Consider the following 17366-nt stretch of genomic DNA (forward strand, 5'->3'; position numbering starts at 1 on the left):
ATCACGGCTGTTGCGCTCCCGTCAATCGGCGAGCGGGCGGCGCGGCGCCGGATCCCCGGTCCGCGAGCAGCGCTTTGGCTGCGACCAACCGGCGGGCGTTGCGTGGGCTCCAGCCATTCCAGCTCGATTGGCCTTCTTCCATCCCGGTTTGCATCCAGTAGCGGGTGTACGCGATCCGGTCGTGCAGCCGCGGCAAGCCGGCATGGCGTTCGAGCATCGCCAGCGGCACCAGCGCCCCCGGGCCGAGCCGTGCGAAATACGCGAGGTCGAGCGGCGGGCCGCTGCGCCCCTTCGCCAGCGCGACGCGCGCGTTCCAGTCGGCGGCGACCGCCGACAGGTCGACGACGCTGCACGCGGCGAGCACCAGCGTCAGCGCCAGCGCATTGGCATTGATCAGCCATGCCGCCGAGCGCCGCCCGAGCAGCCGCCACAGGATCAGCATCAGCCCGGTCGCGACCAGGGCCATCCAGATCAGCGCCGCGAGCCGCAGCGGGGTGAGGCCATAGGCATCGACATAGTCGATCAGCCGCAGCGCGCTCGACGCGACGAGCAGCACGTTCTGGCCGATCCATGCCGTCACCAGCCAGCGGATCGGCGGATGGGCGGCGCTCGGGCTGCCCGGCGACAGCATCGTCAGCACGAAGACCGCGGCGAGCAAAGCGGTGACGATCAGCGCATAGGCGCCCTGATGCGCATAATCCGCCATCGTCACGCCGTCGGGCAGCGCCGCGCCGCTCCACAGGAAGACGAGGTCGAGCCCGTTCTGGATGGCGAAGACAGCGTTGAACGTCGCCAGCGACAGGATCAGCGTGCCGGGCCGGAGCAGCGGCGGCACGGTCTGCCCGCCCGGCGCCTGCCAGCGGGTCGCGCCCGCCGCCGGGCGGAGTGTCGCCCAGACCGGCAGCAGCACCGCCAGCGCGAAGGCAGTGCGCCAGATCACCGTCCGGATATCGGGCAGGATCATGCTGTCGAGCGCGCGGGCGATCAGCGGATTGGCCGTGGCGAACAGGATCAGGAACAGCAGGGCGCCGCCGAGCGGCACGATCAGCGCCGCCGCCACCGCCGTCACCGTCACGCGCGGGTGCAGCCGGTGCGCGCGGATATGCGCAAGCCGTCGGCGATCGCGCCATGGCCCGACGACCGCGGCGAGCGCCAGCCTGCCGAGCCGCACCGCCCAGCTCGCGGCATCGTCGAACCGCCGCCGCGGCAGCGTCGCCGCCAGTCCGGTCGCGGTCAGGAACAGGCAGAAGGCGAGCAGATTGGGCTGATCGGCATAAGCGGCGATCGCCAGCATGGCGGCAACCAGCGCGATCCGCGGCTGGCGATGGCGGATCACCGCGGGGCGCAGCGCGGCGAGCGCGATCAGCCAGCCGAGCATCGCCAGCGGCAGCAGCACCTCCGCGCGATTGACGATCAGTTCGAGGACCAGCAGCAGCAGCGCGGCGACCCCCGCCTTGGCTGCCACCGATATCGTTCGTCGTCGCATCGTCATGCCGGGCCTCCTTATGGTCGGGAGGCGGGTGTGACGGATCGCGATGCTGCGCGGCGTGCCGCCGGCGTCTGCGTTGTGCGGGGATCGTGTGCAGATCCGGTGCAGCCGGCCTCAGCCCTGCTGGCCCGCCCGCTTCGCCGAGCCGTCGCGCAGCGCCCAGCGCAGCACCGAGCCGATCCCGGCCATGCCGGCGCGCACCGCGGGTCGGGCGAGCGGCCGGCGGTCGAGTCCGTGCATCCGCGCCGCCCAGTCGGGCAGCAGGTCGATGCCGCCCTGCATCAGCAACGCCTGCGCCGGCGCCATCGCGGGCCGCGCGGGCGGCTGGCGCAGCAGCGCGCGCGCCACCTCGCGCGTGCGATGATCGACGCGCAGCTGCGGGCGGACCGCGGTGAGATAGGCATCGAGCGCGGCGCGGGTGCGCGGAACCGCGGTGGCACCCAGTTTCTCGGCGACGACGGCATATTCGCCGAGGTAGCGATCCTGCTCGGCGACGGGGAAGGCGGGGTCGCGATAGCGGCGGTGCGCGGCGAGGAAGCTCGCGACCTCGGCGACATGCACCCAGGTCAGCAGGTCGGGATCGTTGGCGCTGTAGCGCGTGCCGTCGGGCAGGATGCCGGCGACGCGATCATGGATGCGGCGGACGCGCGCGATCAGCGACTCGGCGGTCGCGGTCGCGCCATAGGTGGTGCCGGAGATGAATTGCGCGGTGCGACGCAGCCGGCCGAGCATGTCGGCGCGGAAGTTGGAATGGTCCCAGACGCCGGCGAGCGCACCGGGATGGAGCATCTGGAGCAGCAACGCGGCGACGCCGCCCGCCATCATCGCGGTGAAGTCGCCATGCACCACCCACGCCGACGAACCGGGGCCGAACAGTCCGTCGTCGCCGGGCGGGCGGGTCAGGTCGACCGCACCGTCGCCGAACCCGACCAGCCGATGCACCTCACTCTGGATCGCGTCGCGAAGATCGGTCATGCTGTGACATCTAGTGCGGCCGGGCGGCCAATCCAGGAGGACGAGTGATGCGGCTGGCTTTATCGATGTTCGCGGCAGCGGCGCTGACCACCGCGGTGGTGGCGCAGGACAAGGCGGCGCCGGCGGGCCCGGCGATCACCCGCGCGCTCGCCGATCCGGCGCGCGCCGATCAGGCGGGCGACGATGCGCGGCGGCAGGCGGCGGCGGTGCTCGCCTTCTCCGGGGTCAAGCCGGGCGACACGGTGATCGATTACCTGCCGGGTGCGGGCTATTGGACGCGGATCTTCACCGGCGTGGTCGGGCCGAAGGGCAAGGTCTATGCCTTCTGGCCCGCCGCCGGCGCCAAATACGCGACCAAGAGCCTGCCGGCGTTGCAGGCGCGCAACCTCGGCAACGTCGTCGCCCAGGTGCAGGCGACCGATCTGCCGACCGCGCCGCAGCCGGTCGACCTGTTCTGGACCGTGCAGAATTATCACGACATCGCCAATAACGGCGCGGGCGAGCCGGCGCTGCGCGCCTTCGATGCGGCGGTGTTCAAGCTGCTCAAGCACGGCGGCACCTATGTGGTGATCGACCACGCCGATGCGCCCGGCACCGGCCTGTCGGGTACCGAGACGCGGCACCGGATCGATCCGGCGGCGGTGCGCCGGCAGATCGAATCGGCGGGCTTCCGCTTCGCCGGCGCAAGCCGGGTGCTCGCCAACCCGGCCGACGATCACAGCAAGCCGGTGTTCGATCCCGCGATCCGCGGCAAGACCGATCAGTTCGTGCTCAAGTTCCGCAAACCCTGAGCCCTCGCCGATCTTTTTGCGGCACGGCGCGTTGTCCGGGCTGATCTAGCCCAAGGAGCGCCCGTGACGTCGATCGCCAAGACCCTTGCCGCCGGCGTCGCCGGCGGTCTCGTCGCCAGCCTGGCGATGAACCTGTTCCAGTCGGTGAGCGCCTCCGCCTTCGGCCAGACCGGCAGCAACGAAGACCCCGCCACAATCAAGGCCGCCGACACCGCCAAACAGGCGGTGACCGGCGAGGACGTGACGCAGAAGCATCGCGAAACCGCCGGCAGCCTCGTCCATTATGCGACCGGCGTGGCGCTCGGCGTGGGCTATGCGCTGGCGGTGCGGCAATGGCCCGAATCCAAGGCGGGTTATGGCACCGCGTTCGGGGTGGGCGTCGCGACGTTGCTCGACGATCTCGCCGTACCCGCCTTCGGCTGGGGTCCCGGGCCGACCGAAACGCCGCCGGCGACGCACGCCTATGGCCTCGCCAGCCACGTCGTTTTCGGGCTCGCGCTCGAAGCGACCCGCCGCGCGACGCTGGCGGCGGTCGACTAGATCGCGGCGCGCACCGTCGCGCAGACGCCGCGCTCGCGCGGTTCGTAGAGAATCGTGGTATGCAGGCTCTGCGCCATCGCCTGGAGGAGGCGTGTGCCGAGCCCGGTGCCCTTGGGCGCGGCCCCCTCGGCCATGCCGCAGCCGTCATCCTCGACCGACAGGCGGAAGCCCTCCGCCTCGCGCAGCATGGTGACGCGGATTTCGCCGCCGTCGCCGGTGGGATAGGCGTATTTGCACGCGTTGGTGACAAGTTCGGTAACGATGACGCCGAGCGACACCGCCCTGTCGGTCGGCAGCCGGATCGGTTCGGCGTCGAGGTGCAGCGTATGGGGCGCGGTGTCGCACGAGAGCGTGTCGTTGAGCTCGCGGATCAGCGAACCGAGATAGTCGCGCATGTCGACGCTCTCGACGTCATTCGCCGAATAGAGGCAACGGTGGACCTGCGCGATCGCCGCGATCCGGCGCTGCGTATCGTCGAGCGCGGTGCGCGCGGCCGGATCGGCGAGCGCGCTCGCCTGCAACCGCACCATCGCCGAGACGAGCTGGAGCGAATTGGCGACGCGATGATTGACCTCGCCGAGCAGCGCCTCGAGCCGTGCGTTGCTGGCGCGCAGGTCTTCCTCGACCCGCGCCTTCTCACGCGCCAGCCGGCTGCGGTCGAGCACCTGGCCGAAGCTGTTGGCGAGCAGGTCGAAGAAATCGTCGCCGATCGACTTGACCACATAATCCGCCGCCCCCGCCTTGAGCGCGGCGATCGCGATCCGTCCCTCGTCCGACCCGGTGACGTAGACGACCGGCGGCATCGCCGGCAGCTCGGCGAGCTGCGCGAGCGTGTCGAGCCCGTCCATGTCCGGCATGTAGTGATCGACCGCGATCAGGTCGAACGGCGCGGCGGCGGCGAGCCTGACCCCCTCGGCGCCCCCCGCCGCGGTGGTGACACGATAGCCACGCCGCTCCAGCCCGCGCGCGGCGAGGCGGCGCAGACCATCGTCGTCGTCGATGTACAAAACGCTGGGGAGGGCGGGGTCGGTCAGATCAATGACCCTCGAAGGCGGGAACCTGGATCACCGACAGGAACAGGCCGAGCTGGCGGATCGCCTGCGCGAAGCTTTCGTAATTGACCGGCTTGGTGATGTAGACGTTGCAGCCGAGATCGTAGCAGCGCTGGATCTCGATCTTGTCGTCGGTGGTGGTGAGCACGACGACGGGGGTGCGCTTGAGCGGGCTGCCCTCCGCCTTGATCCGCTGGAGGATGTCGGTGCCGCTCATGTCGGGCAGGTTGAGGTCGAGCAGGATCAGCGCCGGGCCGTTCTTGGCGGGGCCGTCCTCCGCCTCGAACAGATGGTGCAGCGCCTGGGTGCCGTCGGTGAAATGGCGGATGTCGTTGAGGATGCCGGCACGACGGATGTTCTTCTCGATCAGCCGGGCGTGGCCCTCGTCATCCTCGATCATGACGATGCCGACGGATTGATGGGCATTCATGCAGCGCTGTCCTGACTGACGTATGTCTTTGGAAGGTTGAGGCGAAATGTCGATCCGCGGCCCGGTTCGCTATCGACGTCGATCGTCCCGCCGAGCCGATAGGCGAGCGCCCGGACATGCGCCAGCCCGATTCCCTCACCGGGCTGGTCCTGCCGGCCGGAGCGGCGGAACAGGTCGAAGATGCGCTGGTGATCGCGCGGATCGATGCCGCGGCCGTTGTCGGTCACCGACAGGATGACGCGGTCGCGCTTCGCCTCGCCGGAGACGATGATGACGCCGGGGCGGCCGGGTTCGAGATATTTGGTCGCATTCTCGATCAGGTTCGACAGGATCTGTTCGATCGCAACGCGATCGGTGACCAGCGACGGCATCGGCCGCCGTACCGAAAAGCTGATGCCGCGGTCGTCGAGCAGGTGGCGGATCGATCCGGCGACGGTATCGGCGATGGCGGCGGGATCGATCGGCTCAGGCGTGATGACGCGGCGGCCTTCGCGCGACAATTTAAGGATGGCGTTGATCAGCCGGTCCATCTTCTGCGTCGAAGTGCGGATGAAGCCGATCGCCTCGGGCAGATCCTCGCGCACCGCGAGCCGCGCCTCGTCGCTGACGATCTGCGGCGCCTCCGCCTCGGCCCGGTCGACCAGCTCGGCGAGCGGGGTGGTCGCGGCGGCGAGCTCGGCGGTGAAGCCCATCACGTTGACCAGCGGCGAGCGCAGATCGTGGCTGACGATATAGGCGAAACGCTGGATCTCTTCATTGGCACGGCTGAGGTCGGAGGTGCGTTCGTGCACCGTCTCCTCGAGTCGCTCATTGAAGTCGCGCAGCCGGTCGCGCGACCGCGACAGATCGCGGGTGTACCCGATGATGGTGAGCAGCGAGGCGAGCGCGACGAGCGCGAGCAGCACCGCGGCGACGCCGAGGATGATATAGAAGGCGCGCACGCTCGCCTGCTGCGCCGCATCGCGCTGGGCGAGCAGGCGGCGTTCGGTGACTGCCATCCGTTCGAACGTATCGCGGATGGTCGTCAGCCGGCGGACGCTCGCCTCGGTGCGGAACAGGGTGGTGGCGGTATCGGCATGACCGCTGTCGATCAGACCGATCGTCCGCGCGCGCTGCGCGAGCAACGTGCTGACCTCGCGTTGCAACAGCTTCAGGGCGGCGACCTGGTCGGGATTGTCGCGGGTGAGATCGGCGATGCGCGCGAGCGCCGCCGGGGTGGCGGCCGACCAGCGGTGATAGGCGTCGCGATAGTCGGGGTTGGCGGTGAGCAGATAGCCGCGTCGCGACGCCTCGCCCTGTTCGATGAGGCGACGCGCGTTGCTGATCGCCAACTCGACCTGATAGGTATGCGCGACGGCGGCGGTATGCGCCTCGTTCTGCCGCGACGCCCAGCCCGCACCGGCGCCCGCGGCGACGAGCGCGAGAAACCCGAGCGCCATGAAGACGACCAGCGCGCGGCCGAGCCGGCCTTCCGAAATGATGAATGGATTGCGGACTTTGCTCAGCACCGCCCAGCCTTACGCGAGCCGATGTCGTTACGCCAGCGATGCTGCCGGTAAAGCCGTCAACCGAGGCTAGAGCAGCAGATCCTGCGCGCTGGGCTTGCCGACCGCGCCCCCGCCGCTGCGCCGGTCCATCTCGGCATTGGCGGTGAAGCGGATATCGGGATCGCGATCGGTCAGGAAGGCCATCAGGCTCTCATGGTCGAGCTCGCTCCACGCCTTGCCGCGGTGCGGGCCGTAGCGGACGCGCGGGATCAGCCCCGGATCGCGCGACCATTCGAGCAATTGCGCGACGCTCGCCTCGTTGAGCTGGTCGCGCAGATGATGCGCGGTGACATAGGCGTCCGGGAAGGCGCGGTGGACGGGCAGGCCGCGGCTCTGGTCGAGCCCCGCCGGCCGCCGCCAGTAGCGCAGCACCTGATTGGAGAAGCTCGGCGAATCGGGCCACAGCCGCAGCGCGCATTTCCACGTGCAGATCCAGTCCTGGCCATGGGTCAGGTTGGGCGTGCAGAATTGCTGCTCAAAATCGGCACGATGCGCGGCGAGCGCGACGCGGCGCGGATAGGGGTCGAGCACGCGGCGCGCGACATCGTGCCACCAGGGGGCGTCGGCGACATCCTCGTCGAGGATATGGTGGATCGCCTGGGTGATCGGCGGGATCGCGCGCCCCGGATTGACGAGGATCGCCCCGCCCTCGCCCTCCAGCTCCCACCGGCCGCCGGGCTGGAGCGCGACATCCTGCCAGCCGATCTCGCACACGCCATGTGCGGGCGGTGCGCTGCCGGTGGTTTCGAGGTCGATGACGCGGATGATCTGGGGGGTCGGACGCATTACCTGCTAAATGGGCGCTCGCCGCGGCTTTTGCCAGCCTTGCGTCCGGCGGGTGCCGGAACGGCGAGTGGCTGACGTCGCCGTGATCGCGCGAAGCCGCGAAACCCCTCCGCGCCTCCGCGTGAACTCCCTTCTTCGCGTCCTCGCGTCTTCGCGTGAGATCATCATCGCTCGGCGGGCGGTCCTCAAAATGAGTTCACGCGGAGGCGCGGAGGGGGTGTCGCGATGGGGGCATTCGGGGTTGCTGGATAGCTTTCCGTCTCAAAGAGAACGGCCGGCCCAGCATCAGTGCTCCCGGGGAAAGCGGGAGCCCAGTGTTCTTCGTGCCATAGACGGCTGTTCCGCGTCGCCACTGCATTCCCGCCTGCGCGAGACCTCTGCGAAAGTAGCAATCTTACCTGCTCACGTACCACTCCGGCGCAGGCCGGGGTCCAGTTTGGTGAAGCCTTGCAATCAGTTACAACGGCCTCCCATCTGGGCCCCGGCCTGCGCCGGGGCGGTTTCGAAACTTTCGCAGAGGTCTCGCCTGCGCGGGAATACTGACTTAACCTGTGTGGTGGCCGTTCCAGAGTTTTACCTTGCGGAACTTGGGTGCTGATCTCCGCCCCACCGTTCGCGCCATAGTCTATTCAGCGGTAATCGCGCTCGTCGTCGATATCCATTTCGCGGACGCCGCGCAGGCGGCGGGCGCGGTCGACGAGTTTGCGGATGCCTTCGCGGCGTTCGCGCGCGGCGGGGATGTCGCGCAGCACGAATTGCGCATTGCCGGTCGTCCGGTCGCTCGAGGTGATGGTGATCGTGCCGATGTCGGTGATCTGGTTGACCAGCGAATAGTCGACCCGCACATCCTTGATCCGATAGAGTTCGATCTCGTCGATCGATTTCATTACCAGCCCGCGGCGCACGATCAGCCGCTGGTCGGTGATCTCATAGGCGGCGGCCAGATTCTGCAGCCAGCGCACCGCGATCACCACCAGGCCAACGCCGATCGCGCAGGACAGGATGGTCAGCCAGCCGGTGAAGCTGCCGAACAGCCAGCGATTGGTGCTCGAGCGGAAGCTGTCGACCGCGCGTTCGGCATCATAGGTCCCCACCATGGCGCCGAGCCTATCGGCTGCGCGGTGGCTGTCAATCACGCGCCAACCCTTCGGCGGCGAGCGCGGCGTCGATCTCCGCGAGCAGCGTGGCGAGCCCCGCCGCATCGTGCGCCTCGGCACGGGCGGTGAGCGCATCCTGCGTGTTGGAGGCGCGCAGCAACCACCAGCCATGCGGCGTGGTGACGCGGACGCCGTCGATCGCCACCACCTCGACGCCCGCGGCGACGAGCCGGTCGCGGATCGCGTCGACCGCGGCGAACTTGCGCGCCGGATCGACCGGAAAGCGCAGGTCGGGCGTGTTGACCAGCGGCGGCATCGCCGCGCGCAATGCGGTGAGCGAGCGGCCGCTGCGTGCCACCGCGCCGATCAGCTGCACCGCGGCGTGGAGCGCGTCGTCGAAACCGTACCAGTCGTGCGCGAAGAAGATATGGCCGCTAAGCTCGCCGGCGATCGGCGCGTCGTGCGCGATCATCGCCTCCTTCATCAGGCTGTGACCGGTCGGGCCCATTATTGGCACGCCGCCGAGCGCGGCGATGCGATCGAAGACGAATTGCGAGGTCTTGACGTCGGCGACGACCGCGGCGCCGGGGCAGGCGGCGAGCACCGGCTCGATCAGCAGGCTGAGCAACTGATCGCCCCAGAGGACGCGGCCGTCGCCGTCGACCGCGCCGATCCGGTCGCCGTCCCCGTCGAAGGCGATACCGAAGTCGAGCCGTTCGCGCCGGACCAACGCCTTCAGATCGGCGAGGTTATGCTCCTCGGTCGGATCGGGATGGTGGTGGGGGAAGCGGCCGTCGACCTCGGTGTAGAGCAGGTGATGCTCGCCGGGCAGCGCCGCGGTCAGCCGCGCCACCGCCGGGCCGGCGGCGCCGTTGCCGCAATCCCAGCCGATCCGATAGGCGCCGCCGCGATGCCCGGCGAGCAGCCGCGCGACATAGGAGTCGAGCACGTCGACCTCGGTCACCTGACCGGCGCCCTCGCTCCACGCGCCCCCGGCGGCGATGCGCGCGAGGTCCTGGACGTCGGCGCCGTAGAAGGAACGATGGCCGAGCACCATCTTGAAGCCATTGTCGTCGCGCGGATTGTGGCTGCCGGTGACGTGGATGCCGGCATCGACGGCGAGCGTCGCCTCGGCGAAATAGAGCATCGGCGTCGGCCCGATGCCGATCCGCACGACGTCGACGCCGCCCGCGGTCAGCCCGGTGACCAGCGCCGCTTCGAGGTCCGGCGAGGACAGGCGGCCGTCGCGGCCGACCGCGACGCGGCGGCCGCCCGCGGCGCGGACGCGCGTCGCGAAGCTGCGCCCGATCGCGCGCGCATCGTCGGTGCCGAGGTTGCGGCCGACCGTACCGCGCACGTCATATTCGCGCAGGATCGCCGGCGACAGACGATGCGCCATCAGCCCCGCCGCAGCGCGCCGAGCAGCAGGTCGCGCGCGGCGTTGAGCTCGATGCTCGCCTCCGACGAACCACCGCGATCGGGATGCGCCTCGGCGACGAGGCGGCGGTGCGCGGCGCGGATCTCGCCCTCGTCAGCGTCGGCGCGCAGGCCGAGCAGCCGGCGGGCGCGCTGCGTCTCGGTCAGCCGCGCCGGCTTCGGGGCGGGCTTGAGGTAACGCCAGGCGAACCAGATCAACGCGATCGCGAGCAGCCACTTCACGCGGCGACCACCGGCGTGCTGTGCTCGGGCAGTTGCAGCGCGCTCATCATCTCGCGCAGCTCCTGGCGCGAGGCGACATGGCCGAGGCCCATCGCGCCGAACTCCTTGGAATCGATCATCGTCAGCCCGGCCGGGAACAGCTCGCGATAGATGACGCGCTCGCCGAGGCCGGGGATGATGCGGAAGCCGACCCGCTTGGCGAGCTGGCCGAGCGCATCGGAGACGCGGCGCATGTTGCGCGCCTCGATATGCTGCAGGCGGTTGCGCAGCACCACCCAGTCGATCTGCGTGCCGTCGGCGCGCGCGCGCTGCTTGCGGGCATCCCAGATCAGTTCCGAATAGAAGCTCGGCCGGGTGACGTTGAACGTCTCGGGATCGACCTGGCCGATCAGGTCGAAGTCGACGAAACTGTCGTTCATCGGCGTGACCAACGTGTTGGACAGCGCGGCGGCGGTGCGGGCGAAATAATCGTCGCGACCGGGCGTGTCGACGATCAGGAAGTCGGCGCCCTCGGACAGGCGGCCCCAGGTCTCCTCGAACACCGACTCGCTTTCGCCGTCGTGCGTCGCATGGACCGGCATCGGCAGCGCGCTGCCGGTGCGTTTGATCGTGGCGGCGCGATTGTCGAGATAACGGCCGACGGTGCGCTGGCGATGGTCGAGGTCGAAACACGCGACCTTCGCCCCCTTGGCGGCGAGCGCGATGGCGACATGGACGGCAGTCGTCGACTTGCCGGTGCCGCCTTTCTCATTGGCGAAGACGATGACGTGTGGCCCTGCGGGCACGGTTCGTTCCTTATCGATGCTGGCGGGTTGCTCGGTCACGACGCTCTTCATAGAAGCCGCGCGCTCATTGTTCGAGGGATTAAACGGTGCTGACGATCCGAGACCTGGACGGGCTGCGCGCGGCGGTCGCCGCATGGCGCGCAGAGGGCGCGACGATCGCGCTGGTGCCGACGATGGGCGCGCTGCACGCCGGCCATATCGCCCTGGTCGAGGCGGCGCGGCGGCCGGGGACCAAGGTGATCGTCTCGATCTTCGTCAATCCCAAGCAGTTCGGGCCGGACGAGGACCTTGCCCGCTATCCGCGCCGCGAGTCGGCGGACGTGCGGCTGCTCGCCGAACACGGCTGCGACGGCGTCTGGCTGCCGCCGGTCGAGGCGATGTATCCGGCGGGCTTCGCCACCGGCGTGACGGTGAGCGGGGTCAGCGACTCGTTCGACGGCGCGGCGCGGCCCGGGCATTTCGACGGCGTCGCCACCGTCGTCACCAAATTGTTCAACCAGACGCGCGCCGACATCGCCTATTTCGGCGAGAAGGATTTCCAGCAGCTCGCCGTGATCCGCCGCATCGTCGCCGATCTCGACATGAGCGTGGAGATCGTCGGCGTGCCGATCCAGCGTGACGACGACGGCCTCGCGCTGTCGTCGCGCAACATCTACCTCGACGATGCGCAGCGGGCCAAGGCGGTCGCCTTGCCGCGCGCGCTCGGCGTCGCGGCGCGGGCGATCGGGCGCGGCGACGATGTCGAGGCGGCGCTGGCGGAGGCGCGGGCGGCGCTGCACGCGGCCGGCTTCGCCGTCGACTATATCGCGCTTGCCGATGCCGAGACGCTCGCGGAATCGCCGGCGGCGGATCGCCCGCGCCGGTTGCTCGCCGCCGCGCGGATGGGCGCGACGCGGCTGATCGATAACGTCGCGATCGAGCCGATCGGCTGAAACGTGCGGTTCCTGCGACGTTAACCATTTTTCAGGACCAATCGCGCAATCTGCCGTCATGATCGATGGGGGCAACCAATGGGCATTAGTTCGAAAAGCGCGCAGTTCCTGCTAGACAGCCGCATCGCCGACGCGATGCAGGGCCAGCCGGAGGCGTTGTACGACCTCGGCATCTGCTACCAGACCGGCACCGCCGGCGCGGGAGTCGACCTGATCGAAGCCCACAAATGGTTCAACCTCGCCGCGGTCGCCGGTTTCCGTGACGCGGCCGGCGCGCGCGCCGAAGTCGCCGAAGACATGACCGCGCGCGAGATCGCGCTGGCGCAGCGCCAGGCGCGCGACTGGCTGGGGATGACGCGCCGCGCGGCTTGAGGGTAGCGCGACGGTCTGCCGGTTCGATGAGACGTTGGCGCCTGTGAGGGCGCGCTTTGGCGGACGTCTTCCCGTATGTCCTTCCGATGCTCCACCCCGGCGAAGGCCGGGGTCCGGCAGGGTGAAGCTCACGGGAGACTGACCACAGTTTCCCAACTGGGACCCGGCCTTCGCCGGGGCGGTCGACAGGATTTTCCCACAAACTCTGTTCGCGCGCTGATTCGGCGAGCCGACGGTGTGGCGCTTCAATTATCGCCGGCTCTAACCTTTACACATCCAGATTGGCGACGTTCAGCGCATTGTCCTGGATGAACTCGCGGCGCGGTTCGACGACTTCGCCCATCAGCTGGGTGAAGATCACGTCGGCGGCCGAGACGTCGTCCGAGGTGACGCGCAGCATCGTCCGGTTCGACGGATCGAGCGTCGTTTCCCACAATTGCTCGGCGTTCATCTCGCCGAGGCCCTTGTAGCGCTGGATCGCCAGCCCCTTGCGCCCGGCGGCGAGGATCGCGTCGAGCAATTGCGACGGCCGCGCGACGAGGCTTTCGCCGCGCGTCTTGGTCGCGGTGACGCTGCCGATCTGGCCGGCATTCTCCTCCGGCTCGTCGCCGTTGTCGGGCAGCGGCTCGGCTTCGGCGGTCGCCGCGACGCCCTTGATCGGGATCAGCCGGCCCGCCGCGACGAAGCTGTCCGCCTGTTCGGCGGCGAGGCCGTGCAGCTTACGCGCCTCGGCGCTGGCGAGGAAGCTCGCCTCGACGATATGATGGTCGGTGACGCCGCGCCACAGCCGCTCGAAGTGGATGCCGCCGTCCTCGGTCAGCCGCGCCGTCCAGCGCGCCTCCTCGTCCCCCGATTCGAGCCGGCGCGTCACCTCGGCGACGGTCGCGGCGCGCTGGTCGCGGCTGAACTCGGGGTCGAGCGCACCGGCGAGCGCCAGCACTTCGATGATCACCGGATCGTAGCGGCGCGGCACGTAGCGCATCAGCGTGCGCATGCGGCGGGCATGATCGAGCAGGCTCTTGAGGTCCGCCCCCGAGCGCGTGCCGCCCGGCGCTTCGAACAGCATCGTCGAGACGCCCGCATCGACCAGATATTCGTCGAGCGCGGCATCGTCCTTGAGATAGACCTCCGACCGGCCCTTGGTCGCCTTGTAGAGCGGCGGCTGCGCGATGAAGAGATGGCCGCGGGTGATCAGCTCGGGCATCTGCCGGTAGAAGAAGGTCAGCAGCAGCGTGCGGATATGCGCGCCGTCGACGTCGGCGTCGGTCATGATGACGATCTTGTGGTAGCGCAATTTGTCGGCGTTGAAGTCGTCGCGGCCGATGCCGGTGCCCATCGCCTGGATCAGCGTGCCGATCTCGCGGCTCGAGATCATCCGGTCGAAGCGTGCTCGCTCGGTGTTGAGGATCTTGCCGCGCAGGGGAAGGATCGCCTGGAAATGGCGGTCGCGCCCCTGTTTGGCCGAGCCGCCGGCCGAATCGCCCTCGACGAGGAACAGCTCCGACTTGGCGGGGTCCTTCTCCTGGCAGTCCGCCAGCTTGCCGGGCAGCGAGGCGATGTCCATCACGCCCTTGCGGCGGGTCAGTTCACGGGCACGCTTGGCGGCCTCGCGCGCCGCGGCGGCGTCGATGATCTTGCCGACGATCGCCTTGCCGTGCGCCGGATTCTCTTCCAACCACTCGGCGAGCTTGTCCGCCATCAGCGATTCGAGCGGCTGGCGCACTTCGGAGCTGACCAGTTTGTCCTTGGTCTGGCTGCTGAACTTGGGATCGGGCAGCTTGACCGAGACGATCGCGGTGAGGCCCTCGCGCATGTCGTCGCCGGTGAGCGTCACCTTCTCCTTCTTGAGCAGCCCCGACTTCTCCGCATAATTGTTGAGCGTGCGGGTCAGCGCGGCGCGGAACGCGGCGAGGTGGGTGCCGCCGTCGCGCTGCGGGATGTTGTTGGTGAAGGCGAGGACGTTCTCGTAATAGGAATCATTCCATTCGAGCGCGACGTCGATGCCGACTTCGTCGCGCTGGCCGTTGATCGCGATCGGCTCCGGGAAGAGCGGCGTCTTGGCGCGGTCGAGCCATTTGACGAAGGCGGCGATGCCGCCCTCGTAATAGAGTTCGACCGTCTTGGGCTCGTCGTGGCGCGCATCGGTGAGGAACAGGCGCACGCCAGAGTTGAGGAACGCCAGTTCGCGATAGCGGTGTTCGAGCTTCTCGAAGTCGAATTCGGTGATCTTGAACGTCGCCGGGCTGGGCAGGAAGGTGACGCGCGTGCCCTTCTGGCCGGGCGCGGCGGGGCCGACGACCTTGAGCGGGGCGACGGCGTCGCCGAAGGCGAAGCGCATGTAATGTTCCTGGCCGTCGCGCCAGATGGTGAGGTCGAGGAATTCGCTCAATGCGTTGACCACCGAGACGCCGACGCCGTGGAGGCCGCCCGACACCTTGTAGGCATTGTCGTCGCTGGTATTCTCGAACTTTCCGCCGGCGTGGAGCTGGGTCATGATGACCTCGGCCGCGGATACGCCTTCCTCGGGGTGGATGCCGGTCGGGATGCCGCGGCCGTTGTCGGTGACGCTGACCGAACCGTCGGCGTTGAGCTGGATGTCGATCCGGTCGCAATGGCCCGCCAGCGCTTCGTCGATCGCATTGTCGCTGACCTCGAACACCATATGGTGGAGGCCCGATCCGTCGTCGGTGTCACCGATATACATGCCGGGGCGCTTGCGGACCGCGTCGAGGCCCTTCAGCACCTTGATCGACGAGGCGCCGTATTCGTTCGCATTCTGGGGTTCTGCCATAGCGAGTATATAGGGATTGCGGGGGCGGAACGAAAGCGAAATGGGGCGGGGTGGGCGCCGTGCCTCCTCTCCTTTCGTCATCCCGGCGCAGGCCGGGAAACATGGTTGCGATGACGCCGGCGTCGGCGCGCCTCACGCCTGTTCCGTGACGATGGATTCCGGCCTGTGCCGGGATCACGACAGAGGGGCGGGAGGACGGGAAATCAGGCCTGTGGATGCAGGTCCGCGCACCGCCGCCCGTTACCCCAGCTCGACCCGCGTCGCTGCGTCGCCGATCGCGGCGAACAGCGCCGGCTCGGTGCCGGTCATCCACACCTGCCCGTGCGCCGCGAGCCGCTCGAACAGCGCGGCGCGGCGCAGCGGGTCGAGATGCGCGGCGACCTCGTCGAGCAGCAGGATCGGCGGCTGGCCGGTGCGTTGCGCGACCAGCTCGGCATGGGCGAGGACGATGCCGAGCAGCAGCGCCTTCTGCTCGCCGGTCGAGGCGAGCGCCGCCGGCTGCTGCTTGCCGAGATGCGTGACGAGCAGGTCGACGCGATGCGGTCCGGCGAGCGCGCGTCCCGCGGCGGCGTCGCGCGCGCGGCCGGCGCGCAGCAGGTCGCGCAGTTCCGCCGCATCGCTCTGCCGGCCGGTCAGCGCGAGCGCGGCGCGGGCGAACACCCCCTCCGGCTGCGCCGCCAGCCCGTCGCCGAGCAGCGCGACCGTCTCTTCACGCGCCTCTGCGATCGCGCCGCCATGATCGGCCATCTGCGCCTCGAGCGCGGTCAGCCAGTCGGGATCGGCGGGCAGTTCGGCGGCGAGCAGCCGGTTGCGCGCGCGCATCGCCGCTTCGTAGCGTGCCGCGTGATGCGCATGGCCGGGGCGCAGCGCGAGCGTCAGCCGGTCGAGGAAGCGGCGCCGCTCGCCGGCGGGCTCGACGAACAGCCGGTCCATCGCCGGGGTCAGCCACAGCACGGTCAGCCATTCGGCGAGCGTATTGGCGGTCGCAGTCGCGCCCTGGATGCGCAACTGGCGGCGATCGGGTGCGCCGGGCAGTGTGCCGGTGGCGATCTCGACGTCGCCCGCCGGCGCGGCGAGCGTCGCGGCGATGCCGAAGCCACCCGCGCCGCCCTGCCGCTGCATGTCGGCGAGCGCCGCCCTCCGCAGCCCGCGGCCGGGGGCGAGCAGCGACACGGCTTCGAGCACGTTGGTCTTGCCCGCGCCATTCTCGCCGGTCAGCACGACGAAACCGGGACCGGGCGCGAGCGGCAGCGCCGCATGGTTGCGGTAATCGGTCAGGACCAGGCGCGAAAGCATTGCCGGTTCGCCTATAGCAAAGCGGGCAGGGGTGAAATCATCCTCGCATCGCAACGTGCTGCGCGCAGCGGAACCCGGCTTCGGGCCGCACCGTTGGAGGGCGACGAACCGCAGCAACCGGGACAGTGATGATGGATTACAAGAGACTCGGCTTCGGCCTCGCCGCCTTCGCGGCCGGCGCGGCGGCATGGACCGCGGCGACGGCGGCCTTCGGTCCCGCGCCGGGATCGCGCCCGCGTCGGCCTGCAGAACCGCCGAAGCCGACCGGCGGCGTCGGAGCGGTGCCGGGCGACAGCACGACCAGCCCGATCGCGCCGCGTCCGGCGACGATGGCCGCCGCGCCGGTCGGCATGGCGGAGACCGAGAAGCATTTCGAGGAACGCGCCGGCAACCCCGCCGCCGAACACGTCCCCACCGACCTGATGGGCGACAGCCATCCGGGCAACGACAGCCGCGCGGTCGACGCCTTCCGTCCCGATCCCACCGCGGTGCCGAGCGACGCCGAGAAGGAAGCGCTGCGCCCCGCCACCGGCCCGGCGCCGACGCTGGTCGCCGATCGCGGCAGCGGCTTCAGCGAGGCAGCCGGCGCGGCCTGATCCCGGCGGGGCGCGGCGTGCGCCCCGTCAGTCGTTGCCGAGCAGCGACGATTTGCGCGGGATCGTCTCGCCCTTGGGCTGACCCTTGTCGAGCGTCTCGCTCGGGCGGCGCGCGTCGCCGGGCTGCTGATGCTCGGTCGACAGATTGGGGTCGCGCGTCTCGGTGGTCGATTTGAGATCGTCTTTCATCGCTTCTCTCCTTCGTATTCCGACCAACCGTCGGTCCGC

General features: G+C 69.5%; 18 protein-coding genes. 5 read left to right on the forward strand and 13 right to left on the reverse strand.

The annotated features are described in order from the left end of the window. Position 1: 1 nt before the first annotated feature. Together PBN85_RS02800 and PBN85_RS02805 are read right to left on the reverse strand one after the other, a co-directional pair. On the reverse strand, positions 2-1492 hold the full coding sequence (locus tag PBN85_RS02800) for a DUF4153 domain-containing protein (RefSeq protein ID WP_271300093.1): 1491 nt from the start codon (positions 1490-1492) through the stop codon (positions 2-4). Positions 1493-1603: 111 nt separating this feature from the next. Next, positions 1604-2464: an oxygenase MpaB family protein gene (locus tag PBN85_RS02805; protein ID WP_271300094.1), complete on the reverse strand. Its 861-nt coding sequence runs from the start codon at positions 2462-2464 to the stop codon at positions 1604-1606. Positions 2465-2511: 47 nt separating this feature from the next. On the opposite strand from PBN85_RS02805, the gene PBN85_RS02810 reads away from it, so the two are divergent. Both PBN85_RS02810 and PBN85_RS02815 read left to right on the forward strand, forming a co-directional pair. After that, the gene (locus PBN85_RS02810) at positions 2512-3255 is read left to right on the forward strand and encodes a class I SAM-dependent methyltransferase (protein WP_037532540.1); all 744 of its coding nucleotides are present in this window, start codon (positions 2512-2514) and stop codon (positions 3253-3255) included. Positions 3256-3318: 63 nt separating this feature from the next. Continuing rightward, complete coding sequence (locus PBN85_RS02815; RefSeq protein WP_271300095.1) at positions 3319-3795, forward strand: DUF1440 domain-containing protein; 477 nt, start codon at positions 3319-3321, stop codon at positions 3793-3795. Here PBN85_RS02815 and PBN85_RS02820 read toward each other — a convergent pair. The 8 genes from PBN85_RS02820 to PBN85_RS02855 form a co-directional block, all read right to left on the reverse strand. Further along, positions 3792-4802 (reverse strand): sensor histidine kinase, encoded by a 1011-nt coding sequence (locus PBN85_RS02820; protein WP_271300096.1) that lies wholly within the window; start codon positions 4800-4802, stop codon positions 3792-3794. The two genes, PBN85_RS02815 and PBN85_RS02820, sit on opposite strands and share 4 nt — an antisense overlap. Before the next feature lie 28 nt (positions 4803-4830). After that, entirely contained in the window at positions 4831-5277 is a 447-nt protein-coding gene (locus PBN85_RS02825) for a response regulator (RefSeq protein ID WP_037532533.1), read from the reverse strand. After that, entirely contained in the window at positions 5274-6716 is a 1443-nt protein-coding gene (locus PBN85_RS02830; protein ID WP_443026777.1) for a sensor histidine kinase, read from the reverse strand. Before PBN85_RS02830 ends, PBN85_RS02825 begins: the two co-directional genes overlap by 4 nt. Positions 6717-6851: 135 nt before the next feature. Then, complete coding sequence (locus PBN85_RS02835) at positions 6852-7610, reverse strand: exonuclease domain-containing protein (protein WP_037532529.1); 759 nt, start codon at positions 7608-7610, stop codon at positions 6852-6854. A gap of 629 nt (positions 7611-8239) precedes the next feature. After that, a complete protein-coding gene (locus tag PBN85_RS02840; protein WP_037532527.1) occupies positions 8240-8707 on the reverse strand; it encodes a PH domain-containing protein in 468 nt (155 codons plus the stop codon). Between the two features lie 31 nt (positions 8708-8738). Continuing rightward, positions 8739-10106, reverse strand: coding sequence for a phosphoglucomutase/phosphomannomutase PgmG (gene pgmG, locus PBN85_RS02845; protein WP_037532526.1), 1368 nt, complete (start codon positions 10104-10106; stop codon positions 8739-8741). After that, positions 10106-10366, reverse strand: a complete 261-nt coding sequence (locus PBN85_RS02850; protein WP_037532523.1) for a J domain-containing protein — start codon at positions 10364-10366, stop codon at positions 10106-10108. The genes pgmG and PBN85_RS02850 overlap by 1 nt, the downstream gene beginning before the upstream one ends. Next, on the reverse strand, positions 10363-11151 hold the full coding sequence (locus tag PBN85_RS02855; RefSeq protein WP_037532615.1) for a division plane positioning ATPase MipZ: 789 nt from the start codon (positions 11149-11151) through the stop codon (positions 10363-10365). The genes PBN85_RS02850 and PBN85_RS02855 overlap by 4 nt, the downstream gene beginning before the upstream one ends. Before the next feature lie 86 nt (positions 11152-11237). Between PBN85_RS02855 and panC the strand changes: the two genes are divergently transcribed. Beyond that, entirely contained in the window at positions 11238-12083 is an 846-nt protein-coding gene (gene panC, locus PBN85_RS02860; RefSeq protein WP_271300098.1) for a pantoate--beta-alanine ligase, read from the forward strand. Positions 12084-12161: 78 nt separating this feature from the next. Next, positions 12162-12455: an SEL1-like repeat protein gene (locus PBN85_RS02865; RefSeq protein ID WP_271300099.1), complete on the forward strand. Its 294-nt coding sequence runs from the start codon at positions 12162-12164 to the stop codon at positions 12453-12455. Between the two features lie 268 nt (positions 12456-12723). On the opposite strand, the gene gyrB is transcribed toward PBN85_RS02865, so the two are convergent. Together gyrB and recF are read right to left on the reverse strand one after the other, a co-directional pair. Further along, positions 12724-15246: a DNA topoisomerase (ATP-hydrolyzing) subunit B gene (gene gyrB, locus PBN85_RS02870; RefSeq protein WP_271300100.1), complete on the reverse strand. Its 2523-nt coding sequence runs from the start codon at positions 15244-15246 to the stop codon at positions 12724-12726. A gap of 240 nt (positions 15247-15486) precedes the next feature. Further along, entirely contained in the window at positions 15487-16542 is a 1056-nt protein-coding gene (recF, locus tag PBN85_RS02875; RefSeq protein WP_271300101.1) for a DNA replication/repair protein RecF, read from the reverse strand. 131 nt (positions 16543-16673) lie between these two features. On the opposite strand from recF, the gene PBN85_RS02880 reads away from it, so the two are divergent. After that, complete coding sequence (locus PBN85_RS02880) at positions 16674-17138, forward strand: hypothetical protein (RefSeq protein WP_037532511.1); 465 nt, start codon at positions 16674-16676, stop codon at positions 17136-17138. 27 nt (positions 17139-17165) lie between these two features. Here PBN85_RS02880 and PBN85_RS02885 read toward each other — a convergent pair whose 3' ends face one another. After that, positions 17166-17327, reverse strand: coding sequence for a hypothetical protein (locus PBN85_RS02885; RefSeq protein ID WP_200870360.1), 162 nt, complete (start codon positions 17325-17327; stop codon positions 17166-17168). Positions 17328-17366 lie beyond the last annotated feature (39 nt).

The organism is Sphingomonas sp. CV7422 (assembly GCF_027945725.1).
Taxonomy (GTDB): Bacteria; Pseudomonadota; Alphaproteobacteria; order Sphingomonadales; family Sphingomonadaceae; genus Sphingomonas; species Sphingomonas kyungheensis.

What these genes read in the sequence shown, in the direction of transcription:
- PBN85_RS02840 (WP_037532527.1), bottom strand. Translation starts at nt 8,707, where the DNA reads ATGGTGGGGACCTATGATGCCGAACGCGCGGTCGACAGCTTCCGCTCG.
- PBN85_RS02825 (WP_037532533.1), bottom strand. Translation starts at nt 5,277, where the DNA reads ATGAATGCCCATCAATCCGTCGGCATCGTCATGATCGAGGATGACGAG.
- PBN85_RS02835 (WP_037532529.1), bottom strand. Translation starts at nt 7,610, where the DNA reads ATGCGTCCGACCCCCCAGATCATCCGCGTCATCGACCTCGAAACCACC.
- PBN85_RS02880 (WP_037532511.1), top strand. Translation starts at nt 16,674, where the DNA reads ATGGATTACAAGAGACTCGGCTTCGGCCTCGCCGCCTTCGCGGCCGGC.
- PBN85_RS02800 (WP_271300093.1), bottom strand. Translation starts at nt 1,492, where the DNA reads ATGACGATGCGACGACGAACGATATCGGTGGCAGCCAAGGCGGGGGTC.
- PBN85_RS02805 (WP_271300094.1), bottom strand. Translation starts at nt 2,464, where the DNA reads ATGACCGATCTTCGCGACGCGATCCAGAGTGAGGTGCATCGGCTGGTC.
- PBN85_RS02830 (WP_443026777.1), bottom strand. Translation starts at nt 6,716, where the DNA reads ATGGCGCTCGGGTTTCTCGCGCTCGTCGCCGCGGGCGCCGGTGCGGGC.
- gyrB (WP_271300100.1), bottom strand. Translation starts at nt 15,246, where the DNA reads ATGGCAGAACCCCAGAATGCGAACGAATACGGCGCCTCGTCGATCAAG.
- pgmG (WP_037532526.1), bottom strand. Translation starts at nt 10,106, where the DNA reads ATGGCGCATCGTCTGTCGCCGGCGATCCTGCGCGAATATGACGTGCGC.
- PBN85_RS02885 (WP_200870360.1), bottom strand. Translation starts at nt 17,327, where the DNA reads ATGAAAGACGATCTCAAATCGACCACCGAGACGCGCGACCCCAATCTG.
- PBN85_RS02865 (WP_271300099.1), top strand. Translation starts at nt 12,162, where the DNA reads ATGGGCATTAGTTCGAAAAGCGCGCAGTTCCTGCTAGACAGCCGCATC.
- recF (WP_271300101.1), bottom strand. Translation starts at nt 16,542, where the DNA reads ATGCTTTCGCGCCTGGTCCTGACCGATTACCGCAACCATGCGGCGCTG.
- PBN85_RS02810 (WP_037532540.1), top strand. Translation starts at nt 2,512, where the DNA reads ATGCGGCTGGCTTTATCGATGTTCGCGGCAGCGGCGCTGACCACCGCG.